At 32.9% G+C, this 19,997-nt stretch carries 21 protein-coding genes and 2 tRNA genes; 15 read left to right on the top strand and 8 right to left on the bottom strand.

The window, feature by feature from the left end; translation table 11 throughout:
• Window positions 1–110: 110 nt before the first annotated feature.
• From gyrA to SMGD1_RS10650, 10 genes are all read left to right on the top strand, one after another.
• The gene (gyrA, locus tag SMGD1_RS10695; protein WP_008336785.1) at window positions 111–2,600 is read left to right on the top strand and encodes a DNA gyrase subunit A; all 2,490 of its coding nucleotides are present in this window, start codon (window positions 111–113) and stop codon (window positions 2,598–2,600) included.
• A gap of 66 nt (window positions 2,601–2,666) precedes the next feature.
• Entirely contained in the window at window positions 2,667–3,260 is a 594-nt protein-coding gene (locus SMGD1_RS10690; protein WP_008336442.1) for an LPP20 family lipoprotein, read from the top strand.
• The gene (locus tag SMGD1_RS10685) at window positions 3,209–3,622 is read left to right on the top strand and encodes a hypothetical protein (RefSeq protein WP_241761476.1); all 414 of its coding nucleotides are present in this window, start codon (window positions 3,209–3,211) and stop codon (window positions 3,620–3,622) included. The genes SMGD1_RS10690 and SMGD1_RS10685 overlap by 52 nt, the downstream gene beginning before the upstream one ends.
• Window positions 3,623–3,633: 11 nt before the next feature.
• Complete coding sequence (locus tag SMGD1_RS10680) at window positions 3,634–4,782, top strand: sigma-54-dependent transcriptional regulator (RefSeq protein WP_008335461.1); 1,149 nt, start codon at window positions 3,634–3,636, stop codon at window positions 4,780–4,782.
• A gap of 12 nt (window positions 4,783–4,794) precedes the next feature.
• Complete coding sequence (locus tag SMGD1_RS10675) at window positions 4,795–5,829, top strand: aspartate-semialdehyde dehydrogenase (protein WP_008336428.1); 1,035 nt, start codon at window positions 4,795–4,797, stop codon at window positions 5,827–5,829.
• A gap of 2 nt (window positions 5,830–5,831) precedes the next feature.
• The gene (locus tag SMGD1_RS10670) at window positions 5,832–6,347 is read left to right on the top strand and encodes a YqhA family protein (protein ID WP_008335406.1); all 516 of its coding nucleotides are present in this window, start codon (window positions 5,832–5,834) and stop codon (window positions 6,345–6,347) included.
• A gap of 36 nt (window positions 6,348–6,383) precedes the next feature.
• A complete protein-coding gene (gene hemE, locus SMGD1_RS10665; protein WP_008336514.1) occupies window positions 6,384–7,424 on the top strand; it encodes a uroporphyrinogen decarboxylase in 1,041 nt (346 codons plus the stop codon).
• A 6-nt stretch (window positions 7,425–7,430) separates the two neighbouring features.
• On the top strand, window positions 7,431–8,363 hold the full coding sequence (locus SMGD1_RS10660; protein ID WP_008336588.1) for a radical SAM protein: 933 nt from the start codon (window positions 7,431–7,433) through the stop codon (window positions 8,361–8,363).
• Between the two features lie 56 nt (window positions 8,364–8,419).
• A tRNA-Asn gene (locus SMGD1_RS10655) sits at window positions 8,420–8,494 on the top strand.
• Window positions 8,495–8,520: 26 nt separating this feature from the next.
• Window positions 8,521–8,595 (top strand) — tRNA-Asn (locus SMGD1_RS10650).
• 252 nt (window positions 8,596–8,847) lie between these two features.
• Here the strand turns inward: SMGD1_RS10650 and nhaA are convergent.
• The 4 genes from nhaA to SMGD1_RS10630 form a co-directional block, all read right to left on the bottom strand.
• Window positions 8,848–10,143 (bottom strand): Na+/H+ antiporter NhaA, encoded by a 1,296-nt coding sequence (gene nhaA, locus SMGD1_RS10645; protein ID WP_008336677.1) that lies wholly within the window; start codon window positions 10,141–10,143, stop codon window positions 8,848–8,850.
• Between the two features lies 1 nt (window position 10,144).
• A complete protein-coding gene (locus SMGD1_RS10640; protein WP_008336105.1) occupies window positions 10,145–10,786 on the bottom strand; it encodes a hypothetical protein in 642 nt (213 codons plus the stop codon).
• 5 nt (window positions 10,787–10,791) lie between these two features.
• Window positions 10,792–11,292, bottom strand: a complete 501-nt coding sequence (gene purE, locus SMGD1_RS10635) for a 5-(carboxyamino)imidazole ribonucleotide mutase (protein ID WP_008335802.1) — start codon at window positions 11,290–11,292, stop codon at window positions 10,792–10,794.
• Between the two features lie 76 nt (window positions 11,293–11,368).
• On the bottom strand, window positions 11,369–11,650 hold the full coding sequence (locus tag SMGD1_RS10630; RefSeq protein ID WP_241761475.1) for a hypothetical protein: 282 nt from the start codon (window positions 11,648–11,650) through the stop codon (window positions 11,369–11,371).
• A 72-nt stretch (window positions 11,651–11,722) separates the two neighbouring features.
• Here SMGD1_RS10630 and SMGD1_RS10625 point away from each other — a divergent pair, with 72 nt between their 5' ends.
• From SMGD1_RS10625 to SMGD1_RS10615, 3 genes are read left to right on the top strand one after another with little or no spacing between them, the layout of a single operon-like run.
• On the top strand, window positions 11,723–12,913 hold the full coding sequence (locus SMGD1_RS10625; RefSeq protein WP_008336661.1) for a sensor domain-containing diguanylate cyclase: 1,191 nt from the start codon (window positions 11,723–11,725) through the stop codon (window positions 12,911–12,913).
• Window positions 12,914–12,939: 26 nt separating this feature from the next.
• Window positions 12,940–14,775 carry a mechanosensitive ion channel domain-containing protein gene (locus SMGD1_RS10620; protein ID WP_008335069.1) on the top strand — a complete coding sequence of 612 codons (1,836 nt, stop codon included), beginning with the start codon at window positions 12,940–12,942 and terminating at the stop codon, window positions 14,773–14,775.
• A 1-nt stretch (window position 14,776) separates the two neighbouring features.
• Complete coding sequence (locus tag SMGD1_RS10615) at window positions 14,777–15,562, top strand: CorA family divalent cation transporter (RefSeq protein WP_008335597.1); 786 nt, start codon at window positions 14,777–14,779, stop codon at window positions 15,560–15,562.
• A gap of 17 nt (window positions 15,563–15,579) precedes the next feature.
• Here the strand turns inward: SMGD1_RS10615 and SMGD1_RS15060 are convergent, their stop codons facing one another.
• From SMGD1_RS15060 to SMGD1_RS10605, 3 genes are read right to left on the bottom strand one after another with little or no spacing between them, the layout of a single operon-like run.
• The gene (locus tag SMGD1_RS15060) at window positions 15,580–17,376 is read right to left on the bottom strand and encodes a diguanylate cyclase (protein ID WP_008335552.1); all 1,797 of its coding nucleotides are present in this window, start codon (window positions 17,374–17,376) and stop codon (window positions 15,580–15,582) included.
• Window positions 17,315–17,524, bottom strand: a complete 210-nt coding sequence (locus SMGD1_RS15055; RefSeq protein WP_316680464.1) for a CHASE domain-containing protein — start codon at window positions 17,522–17,524, stop codon at window positions 17,315–17,317. The genes SMGD1_RS15060 and SMGD1_RS15055 overlap by 62 nt, the downstream gene beginning before the upstream one ends.
• A gap of 2 nt (window positions 17,525–17,526) precedes the next feature.
• A complete protein-coding gene (locus SMGD1_RS10605) occupies window positions 17,527–17,847 on the bottom strand; it encodes a hypothetical protein (RefSeq protein WP_039919963.1) in 321 nt (106 codons plus the stop codon).
• Between the two features lie 114 nt (window positions 17,848–17,961).
• Here SMGD1_RS10605 and SMGD1_RS10600 point away from each other — a divergent pair, with 114 nt between their 5' ends.
• Window positions 17,962–18,321 (top strand): hypothetical protein, encoded by a 360-nt coding sequence (locus SMGD1_RS10600; RefSeq protein ID WP_008341330.1) that lies wholly within the window; start codon window positions 17,962–17,964, stop codon window positions 18,319–18,321.
• On the opposite strand, the gene SMGD1_RS10595 is transcribed toward SMGD1_RS10600, so the two are convergent.
• The gene (locus SMGD1_RS10595) at window positions 18,308–18,910 is read right to left on the bottom strand and encodes a pentapeptide repeat-containing protein (RefSeq protein WP_008335001.1); all 603 of its coding nucleotides are present in this window, start codon (window positions 18,908–18,910) and stop codon (window positions 18,308–18,310) included. The two genes, SMGD1_RS10600 and SMGD1_RS10595, sit on opposite strands and share 14 nt — an antisense overlap.
• 515 nt (window positions 18,911–19,425) lie before the next feature.
• Here SMGD1_RS10595 and SMGD1_RS10590 point away from each other — a divergent pair.
• The gene (locus tag SMGD1_RS10590; RefSeq protein ID WP_008335697.1) at window positions 19,426–19,794 is read left to right on the top strand and encodes a hypothetical protein; all 369 of its coding nucleotides are present in this window, start codon (window positions 19,426–19,428) and stop codon (window positions 19,792–19,794) included.
• Window positions 19,795–19,997 lie beyond the last annotated feature (203 nt).

Genomic DNA, 19,997 nt, shown 5'->3' with positions numbered 1-19,997 from the left:
CAAATTCACATATATGAAAATTCTTATAAAAAAAAATTACTTTTCCAAATATATTAAGGGTTAATCAGCTATTATAAATGAATTTTATTTTACAAAGCTAGGTGTTTTATATGGGCGATTTGCTAAACAACGACGAAATACAAACTATAAATATAGAAGAGACACTTCAAAACAGTTACCTTGATTACTCAATGAGTGTAATCGTAGGTCGTGCCTTACCAGATGTTCGTGATGGACTAAAGCCGGTTCACAGAAGAATATTATACGCAATGGATAAACTAAACCTTTCTCATGGAGCAAAGTTTAAGAAGTCTGCTCGTATTGTTGGTGATGTTATTGGTCAGTATCACCCACACGGTGATACTGCTGTTTATGATGCACTTGTTCGTATGGCTCAAGATTTTTCTATGCGTATGCAACTTGTTGACGGTCAAGGAAACTTTGGTTCTGTTGATGGTGACTCTGCTGCGGCAATGAGATATACAGAAGCTCGTATGACTAAGTATGCAGGTGAACTGCTAAAAGATTTAGAAAAAAATACAGTAAATATGATTGACAACTACGACGGCACAACTAAAGAGCCGGACGTAATGCCTACTCGTGTTCCAAACCTTCTTATTAATGGCTCTTCAGGAATTGCGGTTGGTATGGCTACAAATATTCCTCCGCATAACCCTAGAGAGATTTTAACTGGACTAAAAGCACTTCTAGCAAATCCAGATATCTCTTTAGTAGAACTAATGGAATTCATAAAAGCACCTGACTTCCCAACTGGTGGTATCATTTTTGGTAAAAAAGGGATTATGGATGCTTATGAGACTGGTCGTGGTCGTATTAAGGTTCGTGCCAAAACTCATATTGAACAAAAATCTAAAAAAGAAGTTATCGTTATTGATGAACTTCCTTACCAAGTAAACAAAGCTCGTCTTATTGAAAATATTGCTAACCTAGTTAAAGACAAGATGATTGAAGGTGTTTCTGAAGTTCGTGATGAATCAGACCGTGATGGTATGAGAGTTGTAATAGAGCTAAAAAGAGATGCTATGAGCGAAATCGTTCTAAACAATCTTTTCAAGCAAACAAGTATGCAAACTACATTTGGTATTATCATGCTATCTATATTAAACCAAGAACCAAGAATTTTTGGAATCATAACAATATTAAAGCACTTCATAAATCACCGTAAAACAATTATTATTCGTCGTACTATTTTTGATCTTGAAAAAGCAAAAGCACGTGCGCATATCTTAGAAGGTTTAAAGAAAGCTATCTCTATTATCGAAGATGTAATTAGAGTAATTAGAGCTTCAAAGAATGAGGAACTTGCAAAAGAAAACTTAGTAAGTGAATTTGATTTTTCAGATATTCAAGCAGCAAGCATTGTTGCGATGAGACTAGGTAGATTAACAGGTTTAGAAATTGAGAAAATTGAGAACGAATTACTTGAATTAATGACACTTATCGAGTACTTAGAATCAATCCTAAGAAGTGAAGAAGTTTTACACTCTATCATTGCTGAAGAGTTTGATGAAGTACTTGATACTTATGGTTCAAATGAGAGAAGAACAGAGATAGAAGATGACTATGATGACATCGATATCGAAGATTTAATACCTAATGAGCCAATGGTTGTTACTATTACACATAGAGGTTACATAAAAAGAGTTCCATTAACTTTATATGAAAAGCAAAAACGTGGTGGTAAAGGCAAAACTGCCGTTACTACTTACGAAGATGACTTCATTGAAAGATTCTTTACATGTAATACTCACGATACGCTTCTATTTGTAACTGACCGTGGTCAACTGCACTGGTTAAAAGTTTACAAAATTCCTGAAGGAAGCAGAATTGCTAAAGGTAAGGCTGTTGTTAACCTTCTAAACCTTATGGCTGATGAGAGAATACGTTCAATCATTCCAACTACTGACTTTAGTGAAGATAAAGGTTTAGTATTCTTTACACAAAAAGGTGTTGTAAAACGTACTAATCTAAGTGAATTCTCAAACATTAGAAGTAATGGCGTAAGAGCGATTGTACTTGATGAGGATGATGCACTAATTACTGCAAAAATTGCTGATCAATCTATTAAATACTTATTCATTATGACTAAATTAGCACAGTGTATTAAATTTGATATTGAAAAAACTCGTGAGCAAGGTCGTAGCACTCGTGGTGTTAGAGGTATCAAATTTAAGCATCCTGAAGATGAAGTAATTGACGCTAACATCATTGCAAATGATGAGCAAGAAATTCTTATAGTTGCAGAAAAAGGTATCGGAAAACGTACAGATGCAGGTGAATACCGCTTAACTAATCGTGGTGGTTCTGGTGTTATCGCAATGAAGATGACTTCTAAAACTGGTAAATATGTTGTTGGTTGTCTAATGGTAGATGAATCTATGGATATGATGGCTCTTACAAAAGCTGGTAAAATGATTAGAGTAGATATGCAGACTATCTCAAAATCAAGTAGAAATACTTCTGGTGTTTATATTGTAAAAGGTGATGATGTTGCAAATGTATCTCGCTGTCCTAAACAACCCATAGATGATGATGAAGATGATGAGCTGATTCCACCTACAATACTAGAAGTGGAATAGTATTTGCTTTTTAATACACATTAAATCAAAGGCACATTTTTCAGTGCCTAAATAAAGGGATACACCATGAAATATTCTCTACTTTTAGCGGCATTTTTAAGTGCTTCTTCATTAGTAGCTCAGACACCTTCAGCACCTCAAACAATAGGGAATTTTGATAAAATAAATTCTCTTGAGACACAGGTGTCAGGAATCGATACAAAAGTATCTAGTGTAGAGACTCAAGTATCAGGAATCGACACTAAAGTAACTTCAGTTGAAGAAAAATTAGCTTCTATTGAGTCAGATATGGCTAATATGAAAACATCGAAGAAACCTGTCAAAGAAGCTGAAGAAACTTTAAGCGAAGGTTCAGACGTTCTTATTAGTGTTACTGGTCAAGGTGTAGCACCTATGGACACTTCATCTCCTGCTCAAGCTTATGCACTTGCTAAAAGAGCTGCAACGGCAGATGCTTACAGACTTATAGCTGAGAAAGTAAAAGGCGTTCGTATTGACGGTCAAGACTTAATCAAAAATATGATGGTTAAAAGATCAACTGTCCGCACTTCTGTACAAGCAATGGTAAGAAATGCAAACGTAGTTGAGACAACTTTTAAAGAGGGTCTATGCGAAGTAGAGATGGAAATAGTTCTATCACACGCGCAATTTGCTCACTAATAATACTTAGCTCTTTTGCATCTGTGGATGCTAAAGAGTTTCTTATCTCTTATCGGTACATGGTAAAAGATGCCACTCTCTACAACGAAACACTTCACATCTCCAACTCTATGAAAAAATGCAGTGGAGAACCAGAGAAAGCCATCATACTTACAAGTTACGGTGATAATGATTTAAAACAAACAATATCAAAAAACTCTCAAGAATTTATAGACTATATACACAAACTTGGACTTCATGTAGAGCATAATGAAAGCACTACAAATTATCAAAACAGGTCCATAACTATCCTCACACTAAAGACCACATGCTTCAAAGTCGATTTTAATGATAATTCTGCTAGAATTGCACCTTTAAAATAAGGGCGCATTTAGTGAAAATTGCAATAGTTGAAGACGATATCAATATGAGAAAATCTCTTGAAATCGCCATGAGCGATTATGAAGAGTTTGAAATAATCACATTCAAAAATGCAGTAGACGCTCTTAAAAAGCTAGATGCTTCTTTTGACCTTATTATTACAGATATCAATATGCCAAAAATGGACGGTATTGAGTTTGTAAAAGAGTTAAACGGTAAGTATGAAGTTATTATCATGACAGGTAATGCTACTCTTACTCGTGCTATAGAGTCTATTCAACTTGGGGTGAAAGACTTCTTGCTAAAGCCTTTTGATGTTGACACTTTAGTCGCTGCTATTAGAAGAGAAGACCAGATACAAAAAGTGCAAAAGTCTGTTCCAAAGACGAAAACAAGCACAAATACAAATGGATTTTTAGGAACTTCTAAAGCTCTTGAAGGTGTTATAAATATAGCAAACAAAGCGTGCAAAACAGATGCTAGTATTCTTTTACTTGGTCAGAGTGGTGTAGGTAAAGAAGTTTTTGCTTCTTATATTCACAATAACTCTCCAAGAGCTAAAAAGCCATTCATTGCTATCAACATGGCGGCGATTCCTGAGAACCTCATAGAGAGTGAACTATTTGGATTTGAAAAAGGTGCCTTCACAGATGCTGGGGAAGCTAAAGCCGGTCAGTTTGAACTAGCAAACGGCGGGACACTTTTCTTGGATGAAATTGCTGAGATGCCTTATGGTGTTCAAGCGAAACTTCTTCGTGCTATTCAAGAAAAAGAAGTAAGACGTCTTGGCTCAGCAAAAAGCATTAAGATAGATATTCGTATTGTATCTGCGACAAATGCAAACTTAGGTGACAAGATAAAAGATGGAGAGTTTAGAGAGGATTTGTACTATCGTTTAAATACTATACCTATTAGAATCCCTCCTTTAAAAGATAGAAAAGATGAGATTTTACAAATAGCAGATGCTATGACAGAGATAAACTGTAAGAAATACGGTTTTGATTTAAAAACATTTAGCCAAGATGCACAAGAGCAGCTTTTGGCATACAACTGGCCAGGTAATATCAGAGAGCTTATCTCTGTTGTTGAGAGAGCAGTTATCCTTAGTGAAGGCCAAGAGATAACCGCTGAAGAACTTTTTTTACAAAATAAAATAAACTAAATAGGAGAAAATATGTCTAGAAAATATAATGTAGCAGTAGTTGGAGCAAACGGAGCGGTTGGAGAAGAGATTTTAACAATTTTACAAGAGATAGATTTTCCACTTAACAAACTCGTTCCACTAGCAAGTGAGAGAAGTGCGGGTAACACAGTTCTATTTAATGGTAGAGAAGTTGTTATCAAAGAGTTGACTAACGATGTTTTTAAAGATGAAGAGATAGATATAGCACTTTTTTCAGCTGGCGGAAGTGTTAGTGCAGAATTTGCTCCGGACGCTGTAAAAGCAGGTGCAGTTGTTATTGACAACACTTCTCACTTTAGAATGGATGCAAATGTTCCTCTAGTAGTTCCAGAAGTCAACCCTGAAGATATTGCTAAATGGAAAGACACAGGGATAATCGCTAATCCGAACTGTTCAACTATTCAAATGGTTCAAGTACTAAAACCACTTGATGAAGCATATAACCTTCTAAGAGTAGATGCAAGCACATATCAAGCAACTTCTGGTGGTGGAAAAGTTGCTATGGAAGAGTTAGTTACTCAGATGCAAGACTTTTTTGCATTTAAACTAAGTGATTCTAAGCACAAAGCTTTCCCTCATCAAATAGCTCTAAATGTAATACCTCAGATTGATGTTTTTATGGAAAATGGGTACACAAAAGAAGAGATGAAAATGGTAAATGAGACGACTAAGATTATGCATAAAAAGATTCCTCTTAGTGCAACTTGTGTTCGTGTTCCTACTCTTCGTGGCCATGCAGAATCACTAACACTAACTTTTGCTTGTGATGTAGATGCTGATGAAGTTAGAGAAATTCTCTCAAAAGCTCCAAACATAGTTATACTTGATAACCCAGCTGAGAGTCTTTACCCTATGCCTGCTACTTGTGTAGATATGAATGAAACTTTTGTTGGTCGTATCAGAAATGACAACTTTGCTAAAAACATGATTCATATGTTTATCGTTGCAGATAACCTAAGAGTTGGTGCTGCTACAAATGCTGTGCGTATCGCTCAAAAATGGGTAGAAATGGAAGGAGAAGAGTAAGAATGGAAAAAATATTTGAGAGCTCTTTATGGGGCTCAAGATTTATCATTATCCTTGCAGTAGTCTTTGGTCTTATCGGTGCGGTAGTTCTTTTCATAGTTGCTTCTTTTGATATATATGATACTGCAAAGTTTGTTTTGACAACATACATAAACCATGCACACCCTGCGAACTTTCATGAAGATGTAGTCGGGGGGATTATTGGCGCAGTTGATTTGTACCTTATTGGTGTAGTTATGCTTCTTTTTTCTTTTGGTCTTTATGAACTTTTCATCTCAGACATAGATGTAGCTAAATGTGAAGAAGGAAATGAAAATAAAATATTAACAATTAATTCACTTGATCAACTTAAAGACAAGATCTCAAAAGTTATCGTTATGGTACTTGTTGTAGGATTTTTTCAAAAAGTTGGTCACACGCAATATAATGGCGCGCTAGATATGCTATACTTCGCGCTATCTATAACTGCTGTAGCAGTTGGACTTTTCTTTTTAGGAAAAGTCGGAAAAAGTCATTAATTATAATTAAAAATAAAAACATATAGAAGGTATTAGATGAGTAAAATATTTGTAGATGCATGTTTTGGTAAGCAGACACCGTACACTCCAGTTTGGATGATGAGACAAGCGGGTCGTTACTTACCTGAATACATGGCTGTTCGTGCTGAGGCTGGAAATTTTTTAAACCTTTGTCATGATCCTAAAAAAGCTTGTGAAGTTACACTTCAGCCAATCGACATAGTAGGTGTAGATGCTGCTATTTTATTTAGTGACATCCTTGTTATACCGGATGAAATGGGAATGGACTTAGAATTTATCAAAGGTTTTGGACCAAAGTTCAACGATCCTATCAAAACAGAAGCTGATATAGACAGACTTATCGGTGGCGACGAAGCTGCTTCTAAACTTACTTATGTTTTTGATACTATCAAACTTATTAAAGAAGATTTAGATAAAAGAGGTGGTGAGATTGCACTTATCGGTTTTACCGGTGCTCCATGGACACTTGCTACATATATGATTGAAGGTGAAGGTACAAAAACTTACAACCTATGTAAAAAAATGATGTACTCAAACCCTGCACTTCTGCACAAGATACTTGCAAAAGTTACAGAAGTTGTAAAACTATATATGGAAAAACAAATCCAAGCCGGCATCGATGTAGTTCAAATCTTTGACTCATGGGCAGCAGCTATTGAGCCGTCAAAATATGACGAATTTTCTTGGAAATATATGGTTGAGATTGCTGACTACTTAAAAGGCAAGTATCCACATATTCCAATTATTATGTTCCCTAAAGGGATTCCAGCATTCTTAGACAAAGTTTATGGAAACTTTGAAGTATTTGGTGTAGACTGGTCAACTCCTATGGCGCTTGCAAAAGAAAAACTTGGAGATAAGTATATTCTTCAAGGAAACATGGAACCATGTCGTCTTTACTCTAAAGAGGAAACAACTGCATGTGTTGAAGCTATCCAAGATATTATGGGTACAAAACGTCATATTTTCAACCTTGGTCATGGAATCCTTCCTGATGTACCAGTGGAAAATGCTATACACTTCGTAAAAGAGTGTCAAAGAGTTAGTAAAAAGTAACAATATATGCAAACAATTTTCGGTCCTATAAACTCAAGAAGATTTGGTTCTTCTCTGGGGATAGACCTCTCCCCTGCCCTTAAACAATGTAACTTCGACTGCCTATACTGTGAACTTGCACCAACTGCTACCGTAGATGCTCAGACAAATACAGTAACTGTAGAGAAAATCATAAACGACTTAAAAGAACACTTGAGTAACAAAATAGATGTCATAACTATAACTGCAAACGGAGAGCCTACTCTCTATCCGCATTTAAGCCTTCTTATAGACGAGATAGACAAGATAAAAAACGACACTCAAACTCTCATACTTACAAACAGTGCTACACTTGTAGATGATGAAGTTTTCAACACACTTCTAAAACTAGACCAAGTTAAACTGTCTTTAGATGCCATAAGTGATGATGTCTTTAAAAAGATAGACAGACCTCATGCAAACATAAAAGTAGATGAAGTCGTAAAAAGAGTTCAAGAGTTTAGTAAAGTATACAAAGGTAAGCTTTTCATAGAAATTCTTTTCGTACACTCACTTAATGACACAAAAGAAGAGATAGCAAAACTAAACGAAGCACTTCTAGACATAGATGCTTTTAGAGTAGACCTAGGAACTATAGACAGACCACCAGCCTACCCTGTGATGGGAATTAGCTATAAAGAGCTACATGAAGCTTCACTGATGTTTGATAGCTCTGTGCCTATACATATAGCATCTAGAGTTCATGCAGAACCAAATAACTCTAAGTACAGTGAAGAAGATATAATAAATACTTTAGACAAAAGACCACTGACTATGGATGACATCAATCTGCTCTTTGATGAACAAAGTAAGATAAGACTAGAAAATCTAATAAAATCAGAAAAAATAGTGAAAAAAGCAGTTGGAAATCTGGAGTTTATGCTACCAGGTACCAATGTTAAAAGAAAACGCAAAAAGTAGCCCAAATAGCTTGACTTTTGCGCTCCTCTAAAGTATAATTTCGGCTCAATAAATAATCCGGATTAGCTCAGCGGTAGAGTAGGTGACTGTTAATCACTTGGTCACTGGTTCGAATCCAGTATCCGGAGCCATTACTTATTGAAACACTTTTAAATATTCCGGATTAGCTCAGCGGTAGAGTAGGTGACTGTTAATCACTTGGTCACTGGTTCGAATCCAGTATCCGGAGCCACACAACAATTAAACTTCATAAAACAAGATATTTCAGAGCTTTCAATCATTCTATTACTTTTTTTTAATACAAATTTTCACTTTTTCTCAATATAACTTAATACTTCTATCACGAGGATGTCTATAATCATTAGGGTTGTTTGCTTTATTGATTAAAGCAAACACAAAGCTAACTAATAATATTAATAATAATAATTTCACAACTTTGTAACCCATATTTAGACTCTCCTTACATTTAGTTAAGTATAAACAATCAAATTAATTTATTTCTTTTTGAGTATGCCTTTAAAATCAGTATAACACCTATAGCACCAGCTATAAATGAGGCAAAGAAAATACCTAGTTTAACTGCATCTATCACACTTTGGTCTAAGAATGCAAGTTGAGTTATGAAGATAGACATTGTAAACCCTATCCCGCCTAAGAAACCAACTGCGATTACTTCATCCCATCCTAAATCATCAGGTTTTTTTACAATACGAAGTTTTTGAGCCAAATATGTAAACCCTACAATACCTATAGGTTTACCGACTACAAGACCAAGAACTACACCTACCACAATAAAGAAGTTCTGTGACACCGCTGAGAAGTCAAGTATAACTCCTGCGTTTGAGAATGCAAACAATGGCATAATAAAAAATGCAGAAAACCCGTGCAATTGATGCTCTAGTTTTACCAGTGGATTTTGTACTTTATCATAGTTATATGCAATATCTTCAAGTGCATCTATCTGATGGTGATTTAAAATAGGAATAGTATCTATATGTTTTTCAAACTCATCTACCGATTCTTTTGTATTTTTTATAAAATCTTGCTCGTCAACTTTTGAACTGATAGGTATAGCAAAGGCTAAAAGCACACCGGCGATTGTTGCATGAACACCTATTGAGTGTATAAAAATCCACAGTGCAATACCTAAAAGAAGATATGGCATAAGCATTGTTACTTTTTTAAGATTTAGTATCCAGATAAGAGCATAAACCAAACCGGCATGAATAAAATACTCAGCATGGATTTCGCTCGTATAAACAGTAGCAACCACTATAACTGCACCCAAATCATCAACTACGGCAAGTGCAACCAAAAATAGTTTCAGGGCTGGATTTACTTTTTTTCCAAAAAGCATCAAAATCCCCAAAGCAAAAGCAATATCTGTAGCCATAGGGATACCGAAACCTTTTGGATCAGTTGTATTAAAAGCTATATAAACCAAAGCAGGAATCACCATCCCACCTATAGCTGCTACTATTGGGAAAGTTGCTTTTTTTACAGATGACAACTCACCTATTAAAAGTTCTCTCTTTATCTCTAAACCGACCATTAAAAAAAATAGAGCCATTAAACCGTCATTTATCCAGTGCATCAGATTCATAGAAATAGTATGACCTCCCAATGTCACACCTAAAGCCATATTCCATAGTTCAAAATAGCTCTCACTTAGTGCAGAGTTAGCTACCATTACAGCAGCTATTGTCGCTACAAACAGTAAGACACCACTAAACGATTCGTCTTTTATAAATCTTTCTATTGTGTGTAGATGCTGTGTCATATTATTTTTTCTTCCTTGTTTTAGATACTCTAGTTTTATTTACTTTATATTTATAGTTTTTTAATTTCTCAATTATGATAGAAGATATGTCATATATTTCATTAATTGTACACTCTTCATTCTTTTCAAAATCTTTTCTATTGTCTTCAAACTTGCTAATCAGCTCTAAGAAATCTATATCTTTTAAATATGGATATAGATTAGTTGATTTTTCTTCTTCAAGTATCCAATGGCTCAACACACAAATAACTAAAAATTCTGGTAAGTATGCAGGTTTATTTTCATAAAACTTTGCCACTGTTTCAGCCATCACATCATAATAACTAATCAAGGGATCTTCATATTTAGCTAATTCTCTAAGTTGTGGTGCCTTTTTACTCTCCTGAACCAACTTCATAAAATAGTCTACATTTACAACAGACTCTTGAAGGTTGACTAGCAACTTTCTTAGAGTATCGTAAACGTAAACTGTATCACTATCTGTTCCGACTGTAGCTTTGTAATTAACTTCATCGATTTGTGTAAAGTATCGCTCCAGTGCTGTTCTTGCAAATACAAGTAGAGCCTCTGTTTTTATATCTACTAATAAAACAGCTTTAACTCTATTTTTACAATTATCATGTATGAGTTTATTTATAGGCATAATATTTATGCACTTATTATCGTCTCTATTTCTAAAGAGTCAGTTTCCACTTTCTTAGCTTTAGAAACTCTGTCTTCTTTTAGTTTAGTAGCTAATTCTTCATTGTTTAATGCTAATATCTGCATAGCTAAATAAGCCGAGTTAATAGCTCCTGCTTTCCCGATTGCAACAGTGGCAACTGGCATTCCTGCTGGCATCTGGACAGTTGAAAGAAGTGCATCAATACCACCCAGTGCAGAAGCTGACATTGGAACACCGATGATAGGCTTAACTGTTTTAGAAGAAAGTACACCGGCTAAGTGTGCAGCCATACCAGCAGCAGCAATAAAACATTGAGCACCTTTTTTCTCAGCTTCTTGAATGTAACTAGCTGTTCTCTCAGGTGAACGGTGAGCAGAAGATACAATCATCTCATAACTAACACCAAAAGCCTCTAATGTCTCAGAACACGACTTCATTACCTCATAATCACTTTTAGAACCCATTACTATTGATATAAATTTCATTTCTTTTTCCTTTAAATTACATATTTTTATTTATTAATTGTTTATAGTTGTAATTGGTATTTATTAAATACAGAAATTATGAGAATATAGGTGGTTTGAGGAGATTGTTGCTAATTTGTATGGTATAAATTTTATCTTTGTATGTAATATATGATTGGACTTCACATATATCAATACTTAAATCAAATGATAAATAAGAAACTTCTTTAATTTCACTTTCAATATTATTTATTTGTTCTACACACTCTATGGTTTTTTCTGATGCAACTTCAATAAAACTCGCAGATGGGAACATACTTAAAGAAACAAAGCTTAACAATGCTATAAATAAAAACGCATAAATTCTTTTGTCTATCATAATGCTATTATAATTCTTTTACTCTTAATATAGATATAATATACACAACAGATATAATATAGAGGTGGTTTTTTGCTTGATAATTCAATATTTATACAACTAAATAAATTAGTTTATCCAATCATTTTCACTGATAATTCTGACACATTTATATGGGGAAATAAAAAATTTTATTCATTACATAAAGATGCATTTTTGACTAATGACATTACATTAACAGACCAAATCATAATAGATAAAGTTGTTTCTGCCGTCAATTCAGTAAATAAAGAATACACGATTTCCACAAATGAAAAGGCTATTACTTATCAAATAATCAAATCACAAATAGAAATAAAGTCCAAAAAATATAATTTATTAAGTTTTTTTAATATATCAAAACGCATAGCTTTAGCGACTAAATTATCTGAAAAACAGATTCTATTTGAAACATTAAGTGAAAATCTTCCTGAGGGGATTGTTGTACATAATAAAGAACTAATTGAATATACAAATCCAGCTTTTGAAAAGCTATGTGGATTTAATAATAAAGAGCTGATGGGGAAAAATATTGTTGATATTTTTGCTAAAAATGAAAAATTATATATTTTAGATTTTTATAAAAAGTTAGAATCAAAAAAAATCAAAAGAACTACTGTTGAAACAAAAATACTAACCAAGAAAAATAAAGAAATTTGGGTTAAGATAAAAACAAAAATTCTTGAAAAAGAGGATAAATTTTACTTTTTAACTATTGTAACTGACATAAGCAAGGAGAAAAGTAATCATGAAAAACTATCAAAATTGGCTTACTTTGATAATTTAACTGGCATATATAATCGTAGAAAATTTGACGAAATATTAAAAATAGAGACTATAAGAGTACATAGATATAAAAGAAAACTAAGTGCACTTTTTTTTGATATTGACCATTTTAAAAATGTGAATGACACATACGGACATGATACAGGTGATGAAGTATTAAAAAAAATGTCCAATATTATACAGTTACACACTAGAGATACAGATTATTTTGCACGCTGGGGAGGAGAAGAATTTATACTTCTTTTGCCAGAAACAAATGTTCTTGAAGCTAATCTAATGGCTGAGAAGATTAGAAAAACAATATTTTCATATGACTTTAACAAAGTAGGAAACTTAACTATAAGTATTGGTGTCTCAGAATTAAAAGAAAAAGAACGAAGTTCAACTTTTTTAAAACGTTTAGATAAAGCTCTATATAAAGCTAAAAATGATGGCAGAAATCGAACAATTGTATTATAAAAATTATGTAAACTAAGGGATTAAATATGAAAATATTTTTTTTACTCGTATTAGCGATTGCTGTTTTTTCAGCAGAAATAGATGTTAAACTATATGAAAATGCGGATAAAGAAAGCTATTACATAGATATTGAGAAGCAAATTAACATAGATGCCATTCAAAAAATTCGTGATGAGAATATTATTAAAGACGAAATAGCACATCTAGCTAGATTACGAGATACTGCATTACAAAAAGTTCAAATCGATAGATATAATATCAAAGAACTAGAAAAACAAAACATTACTATGCAGGAATATTATAGTGCAATAGCAGCTGCTGGCTTATTGCAATACAAAGAAGAACAAAATATTAAACGTATTAGTGATATGCAGTATAAACTACTTGTTTTAAGACAGCTTATTGAGCGTATTACTGTAGATGAAAAACCAAAACTTTTGTCATATCAATTACAGTTTGCTTATTATAAGTTGCAACAAAAAAATATTGACACTAAAACCCTTTTAAGAAAAACACATAAAAATGAGTTGATTCATATCTTAGTCCGTGCTCTTCCTTCTTTGAAATGTGATTCAATAAAAACTTTTAATGAAAATATTATTGCTATTAATGAAAATATTGCAGCAACGCATAAAGAAAAAATTTTAAAGCAACTGCAACAAGAAAAAGCAATTATTGAAGAAAATATTGGGCTTGAAAAAATTGATAAAAAAGTGGAACTAGCAAATAGTAATTATCAAAAAAACATCCTTAAAAAAGCAGAACTGCAAATACAACAGTCACTTTGTAGTTTACAAAATAAAAGGACTACAGATTTTTATAAGAATCTTAATGAGATTGAAGAAACAGTATCTTTAATTGATTCTAATGACAAAGAAATATATTTAGAACAAATCAACATAGTTAAAGATATGTCTAAAATTAAGCTAGGATCCACTAGACAATTTTTTGGAGCTACCCAAGAAGAGAGTAAAAAAGTATTTATGTCATTTTATGAATATTTAATGTCGCCATTATTTATATTTAATGAACGTCCGATAAGTCTGTTTAGTTTGTTTAAAGCTATTGCTTTAATTATTCTTGGATTTACAATTGGAATGCTTTATAAGCGTTGGATAGCTCGTCTCTCAAGAAAATGGAGTGACCTTAGCATGATGTCTGTTAGGCTAGCTACAAACATAGGTTACTATCTTATAGTAATAATATTTTTTATGATAGCCATTAGCAGCCTTGGGATAGATATGAGCTCTATATCACTCATCGCTGGAGCACTATCTATTGGTATAGGTTTTGGTTTACAAACAGTCGTATCAAACTTAATCGCAGGCATTATTTTAATGTTTGAGCGAACTATTAGAATTGGGGATGCTATAGAAATCAATGACTCACTACATGGTGTTGTAACAGATATGCGTATTCGCTCTACAACAATTAGAACATTTGACAACATTGATGTTATTGTTCCAAACTCTTCTTTTGTTCAAAATAATGTAGTCAACTGGACTATGGAAGATAAAATAAAACGACTGCATATCCCTTTTTCAGTAGCATACGACACAGAAGTAGAAGATGTTGAAAAAGCGATATTTGATGCTTTAAATAAAAGTAGTTTATATTTTATTCACAATGATGATGATAGAATGCCTCGTATAAGAATGACTATGATGAATAGTAGTAGTGTTGATTTTGAGTTATTGGTATGGATTGAGTGGAATAGCCAATTAAAGAATGTATCCATGAAGTCTGATTTTTTAATTTTGATATACAATGCCTTAAGGGCAAATAATATTAAAATTCCTTTCCCTCAACTTGATTTATATATTAAACAGAGCATATCTGAGTCTATAGAAAATGGAAAATAGCATGGAAAACATTGAACAATTAATTGATAATTTGCATTTAGAGGATTTACGAAACGAATTACATCCTTCAGTATTTGATGAGAATGAAGACTACGATATGCTTATTGTCCGTTTACCTGTAATTTTAGAAGTACTTGATGCCAAGTCAATAGGCTTTGTTTTAACAAAACAAAATAGTTATATATACAACAAAGATACAAAAATATTCGAAGAGCTAATCGGTAAATTTGAAGGTCCATATAAGATTATAGATAAGCTTACCGATAGAGTTTTAAAATCATTTGTTCAGTATCAAGATAATATAGCTGATATGGAAGAGTTGCTGTATAAAAATAATATAAAAGAAGACTTTATGAACAAGTGGCTTTCTCTTAAATTAGATATATTACGTATTGAGCGTATACTATTAAGAACCGCAGGAGTAATAGATGATTTTATGGAGCATAATAAAGATATACCTGAATTTCCAATTAATCATTATGTTGATATACATGAACATTTAGAACGAACAATGCGTTCTGCTACATTACAACTCTCTAAACTTGACTACCTATATAGTTTTTATAACGCTAAATCAAACGAAAAAATGAATCGTATGCTTTATATTTTAACCATCATATCAGCCATTTTTCTGCCATTAAATCTTGTTGTTGGATTTTTCGGGATGAACACAAGCAGTCTTCCATTTACACAGGCCCCATCAGGCACATACTATGCAATATCAATTATGATGACTTTATTAATCATAACTTCATTAACTCTCTATAAATGGCATAAGAAGATATAAAATAATCAAAAATTTACTTAGTAATTTTCTGCTTCTACTCTATTTCTACCATTCTCTTTCGCACGGTACAAAGCTTCGTCAGCTCTTTTAACCATAGTTTTTTCATCATCTCCAGGATGGTATGAACTCACTCCGAAACTTGCGGTTTTGTATCCTGCAAATGAAAAATTAAACAAAGACACCATCTCTCTCAATTTTTCAGATAATTTAATAGCACCATCAAGGTCTGTGTCTGAGGAGAGTATTAAAAATTCTTCACCTCCCCATCTGCCAACAATATCCGTTTCTCTGGCATTGTTTTTTATAATTTCTGCAAACTCCCTTAAGACATCATCACCTGCTTGGTGTCCCCACGTATCGTTTACAAGCTTAAAGTAATCAATATCAATAATAATTACAGAAAAATTTGTATTGTACCTTCCTGCTGTAGCTAGTTTCATTGCAAATATTTCGTCTAACTTTAGACGATTATAAAGCTGAGTCAGTCTGTCAGTGATAGAAAGTTCCTCAATGCGCTTTTTATCTGTGATATCATGGCGAATAGCCGTATAACTAATGATTTCATCTTTTTCATTCTTGACTGGTGATATACTAACATCTACCCAGTAAGACGAACCATTTTTATGCCTATTTTTTATTTCACCTTGCCATACATTACCAGCTTTTATAGTTTCCCAAAGTTCTTTATAAAGAGTTTGTGGAATTTCTTTATGTCTTACAATATTATGATTTTTACCAAGAAGCTCATTCTTTCTATATCCTGAAATATCACAAAATGCTGTTGAAGCTTTAGTTATCTTTCCATGCAAATCAGTTGTTGAAGATATTACATTTTTGTCAATAATTCGCATGTATTCTTCTATTTTCAATTGAGACTGCTTACGCTCAGAAATATCACTATGTGAGCCAACCATTCGTATTGGACTGCCATCAATATCGCGACTTACTATAAGACCTCTGTCGAGTATCCATTTATAAGAATTATCTTTGCACTTGACTCTATGCTCATTTTTATAAACATCACTTTTACCTTCAATATGTGCTGCTATATCTGCATTTACCTGTTCAAGATCTTCCGGATGTACTATTTTATTCCACTCATCCAAATTCGAGTCTAGCTCATCTTCTTTAAACCCTAACATCTCTTTCCATCGTTTTGAAAAAAAGATTTCATTTGTCTTTAGGTTCCAGTCCCATAATCCATCTCCGGCACCTTCTAGCGCAAATCTAAGTCTCTCTTCTGAAGTATGTAATTTTTTAGTAGCTTTACTCGCGATTTTCAGCGCATTTTCTTTTGTTTCAATCAATGAATTTAGCAATAAATATAACAATAAAGTCAGAATCAGAACAAGGCTTGGAATAAGAAAAATAATATAAATATTTTCACTTCCTAATACGCTATTTGTCTTAAATACAAGTGTCCAAGTGTGCTCATTCATCGTAATATTTGTTTTTTTATATATATTTATATTCTGATGTTTAATACTGGAATCATAGAGGATGTTTTCTTTGCTTACAAAATCACCATCGTAAATTTCAAAATTTATTTCAGGAAACATTGTTCCCAAAATACCATCCATAAGGTCATTTGCACGAAATGCTGCATATACAAAGCCCTGAATTGATAATGCTCTATCTCGCGAATTATCTAGGTTAGAACCTTTCTTATACACCGGCAAATACATCAAAAACCCAGCCTGAATATCTTTGTCATATTCTTGAACAAGTGTGATTTTTCCAGAGAGTGCTGCTTCACCGCTTTGCATTGCTTTTGCCATAGCATCTTGCGCGTACTTCCTCAGAGTACATGTCATAACCAAAAGCTCTTATATTGCGCTCATTAAACGGTTCTAAATATATTATGGAAGTATATATTTTTCTTTTCCCATCCGGATGAATTTTGAAATCAGCGAAGCCTTCTTTTCTTATATGCTCTTCATGTATCTGTTTATTTTGTGGCAGAACTACTTCAGAATAACCAAATCCCTGAATTCTTTGAAATTTTGATTGAGTTTATGCTCTTTGACAAAGATTGCCCATTCATTACGGGAGACAACCTCGGAGGCATTAAAAAAACCAACGCCACTTCTTAGAACTTGTTCATACGCGGTCATACGGTCTTTTACTAGGAGAACTATTTCATTACTTGCCAATTCTAAACGTAAGTTTTCTTTTTCCTCATAGTAGTGATGGACAAACAACCCCACGAAGATACTGATTGAAAATCCAATAAGAATTGTAATATATGGCCAAAATTTATAAAACTTATTAAATCCAAGAGACATAAAAAACCTTTGATTTTAATTTTGTTAGATATTTATATAAGTATTATACTCAATTTAAAATATTTTACTTTTTTAACTAAGATATAATAATGATTACTATTTAAAAGGTGAAAAATGAAATACATCATAGACATGATAGATGATATACGGGAAAATATACAAAACTCTAATGACTATATCATTTTAGCTATGCTTTTAAAAGAAGATGAAAATAAAAATTATCAAAATGCAGGTCAAAAAATCATCACGTCCATAGAGATAGACCATGACACTAAAAAGTTACTCTTAGGCTTCATAGATGGAGATGCAACTACAAAAGAGCTCTTAGAGTCTGTAAACGCTTTAGATATGAAAGCTATGATGTACGAAGTAGTGGTTAAGATCTCAGATAAGCATCCGCTTATGCCTGTTATAGGATTTGGTGAGAATCATGAACAAAAAGAATACACTTTTTTTGTATCTACACTAATGTAATTTCCATTATTTCAAGTAGAAACAGTGCCTCGTATCGGCTGAAGATTGCTTTTTTTAGATGGTTTTTGCGTATGTCTATGTAGGTATTTTGTGCATCTGTAAAGTTAGCATACTCCAAGTGAGTGTTTTCAAACAGTGCTCCCTTAAAATCACTACCCGTAAAATCAGCTTTTTTTAGTGAAGATTGTCGAAAATCGACTTCTTTCGCGCGGCACTCTTTCATGACCAGACCCTCTATTTCCAAACCACAAAAGTTACTATCATTTAAAATGGACTCTATAAATCGCAAAGGCTCGGCACTAAGCAAACTTTTCCAGTTACACATCGTCCAGTCAACCCCGATCATCTTACAAGATACAAAAGTAACATCGCTCATTTTAGTATCTGTTAGTTTCATGAGACTTAGATTACAGTTTTCAAAGCGGCACTCGATAAATCTACACGAGGAAAAGAAAGTTTCACTAAAGTCGCAAGAGACAAACGTGCATGATTCAAACTCTGCCTTTTCAATCTTTGAGCCATGAAGAGAGATACCTTTAAAATCCTCTGCAAAACAATCTAAACCATCAACAATCCTTACTACCGCCATTTTTGTCCTTTTATACTTATGATGAGATTATAACTTTTTTACTGCAATCGTACTACTAACATCACTTTTTTTGTTAAGTGTTTGTCAGACAGGAAGGTTATAATGAAAGAAATAAATTGATATGAGTCAATATTTTAGTATATGCTAACATGTTACAATTTGAACTTTTTTTTTATTTTACAAAAAAAAATATTTTATATAATAGTAAAAATATAAAAATTATAACTCTGAAAACTTCATAAACAAAGTTTAGATTTTTTGTTGTAGCATCCCCTTATTTATTGCCTTGCAAATTATTTCATCACATACTTATTATATAGTCATCACATATTAATGATATAAGATTTCATTATATATAATTTAAGCTTATTAAAATTAAAAGAAGACATACTTAATAATAAAAACTAATATAAAACTTTTATTTTTACTTAATAAATCAAAATGTAACATCTTTTAATAGTGACAAAATCATGACTAATTTTGTTATTAACCCATTCTAATTAAAGAGGTATAATATGAGTAAAAATCATCACAACATGCTAAAACGTGGTGCTATTAGCATTGCACTTGCTGCGATAACAACAACTAGCTGTAATGCTGCTACAGCTTCTAAACCGGTTACTGCTTCAAAGGCGGCAACGCCAGGGTACCAGAAGACTGAGATTCAGTACAGTTGTAAAACTGTAAAAAATGAAAAGTTTAATATCAAAGTTATTAAAAATCAAAATTCATGTTGGGTTACCGTTGATGGTAGAAATGAAGTAACAGTTGACAATGCAAATACATCATCTCCTTTTTACTCTATTATGAAAGAATTACCCTCTGGTGTAGACAATGGAAAAGATTACTATACGATTGGTCTTACTACTTGTAACAAAATATAGATAGTTCCATTTATAGAGAGTTACTCTTAATAAATACAATAAGATGTATAAATTAAGAGTTCTGCTCTAGCCTACTACCCACAAGCCGAACAAAAAGCTTCACCAGGTTCAGCACCTTGTTCTATTTATACTATTTTTGTTCTAAACAATCTGTGACAATTTCTGACAGCTTTTAATTCTATAATGCTATACTTAATCATATT

This window comes from Sulfurimonas gotlandica GD1 (genome assembly GCF_000242915.1).
Classification (GTDB): Bacteria; Campylobacterota; Campylobacteria; order Campylobacterales; family Sulfurimonadaceae; genus Sulfurimonas; species Sulfurimonas gotlandica.
This window is presented reverse-complemented; position numbering and strand designations above follow the sequence as displayed.

Coding starts and splice junctions, on each gene's coding strand:
- gyrA (WP_008336785.1), top strand. CDS start 111: ATGGGCGATTTGCTAAACAACGACGAAATACAAACTATAAATATAGAA.
- SMGD1_RS10690 (WP_008336442.1), top strand. CDS start 2,667: ATGAAATATTCTCTACTTTTAGCGGCATTTTTAAGTGCTTCTTCATTA.
- SMGD1_RS10685 (WP_241761476.1), top strand. CDS start 3,209: ATGCGAAGTAGAGATGGAAATAGTTCTATCACACGCGCAATTTGCTCA.
- SMGD1_RS10675 (WP_008336428.1), top strand. CDS start 4,795: ATGTCTAGAAAATATAATGTAGCAGTAGTTGGAGCAAACGGAGCGGTT.
- SMGD1_RS10670 (WP_008335406.1), top strand. CDS start 5,832: ATGGAAAAAATATTTGAGAGCTCTTTATGGGGCTCAAGATTTATCATT.
- hemE (WP_008336514.1), top strand. CDS start 6,384: ATGAGTAAAATATTTGTAGATGCATGTTTTGGTAAGCAGACACCGTAC.
- SMGD1_RS10660 (WP_008336588.1), top strand. CDS start 7,431: ATGCAAACAATTTTCGGTCCTATAAACTCAAGAAGATTTGGTTCTTCT.
- nhaA (WP_008336677.1), bottom strand. CDS start 10,143: ATGACACAGCATCTACACACAATAGAAAGATTTATAAAAGACGAATCG.
- SMGD1_RS10640 (WP_008336105.1), bottom strand. CDS start 10,786: ATGCCTATAAATAAACTCATACATGATAATTGTAAAAATAGAGTTAAA.
- purE (WP_008335802.1), bottom strand. CDS start 11,292: ATGAAATTTATATCAATAGTAATGGGTTCTAAAAGTGATTATGAGGTA.
- SMGD1_RS10630 (WP_241761475.1), bottom strand. CDS start 11,650: ATGATAGACAAAAGAATTTATGCGTTTTTATTTATAGCATTGTTAAGC.
- SMGD1_RS10620 (WP_008335069.1), top strand. CDS start 12,940: ATGAAAATATTTTTTTTACTCGTATTAGCGATTGCTGTTTTTTCAGCA.
- SMGD1_RS10615 (WP_008335597.1), top strand. CDS start 14,777: ATGGAAAACATTGAACAATTAATTGATAATTTGCATTTAGAGGATTTA.
- SMGD1_RS15060 (WP_008335552.1), bottom strand. CDS start 17,376: ATGACATGTACTCTGAGGAAGTACGCGCAAGATGCTATGGCAAAAGCA.
- SMGD1_RS10605 (WP_039919963.1), bottom strand. CDS start 17,847: ATGTCTCTTGGATTTAATAAGTTTTATAAATTTTGGCCATATATTACA.
- SMGD1_RS10600 (WP_008341330.1), top strand. CDS start 17,962: ATGAAATACATCATAGACATGATAGATGATATACGGGAAAATATACAA.
- SMGD1_RS10595 (WP_008335001.1), bottom strand. CDS start 18,910: ATGGCGGTAGTAAGGATTGTTGATGGTTTAGATTGTTTTGCAGAGGAT.
- SMGD1_RS10590 (WP_008335697.1), top strand. CDS start 19,426: ATGAGTAAAAATCATCACAACATGCTAAAACGTGGTGCTATTAGCATT.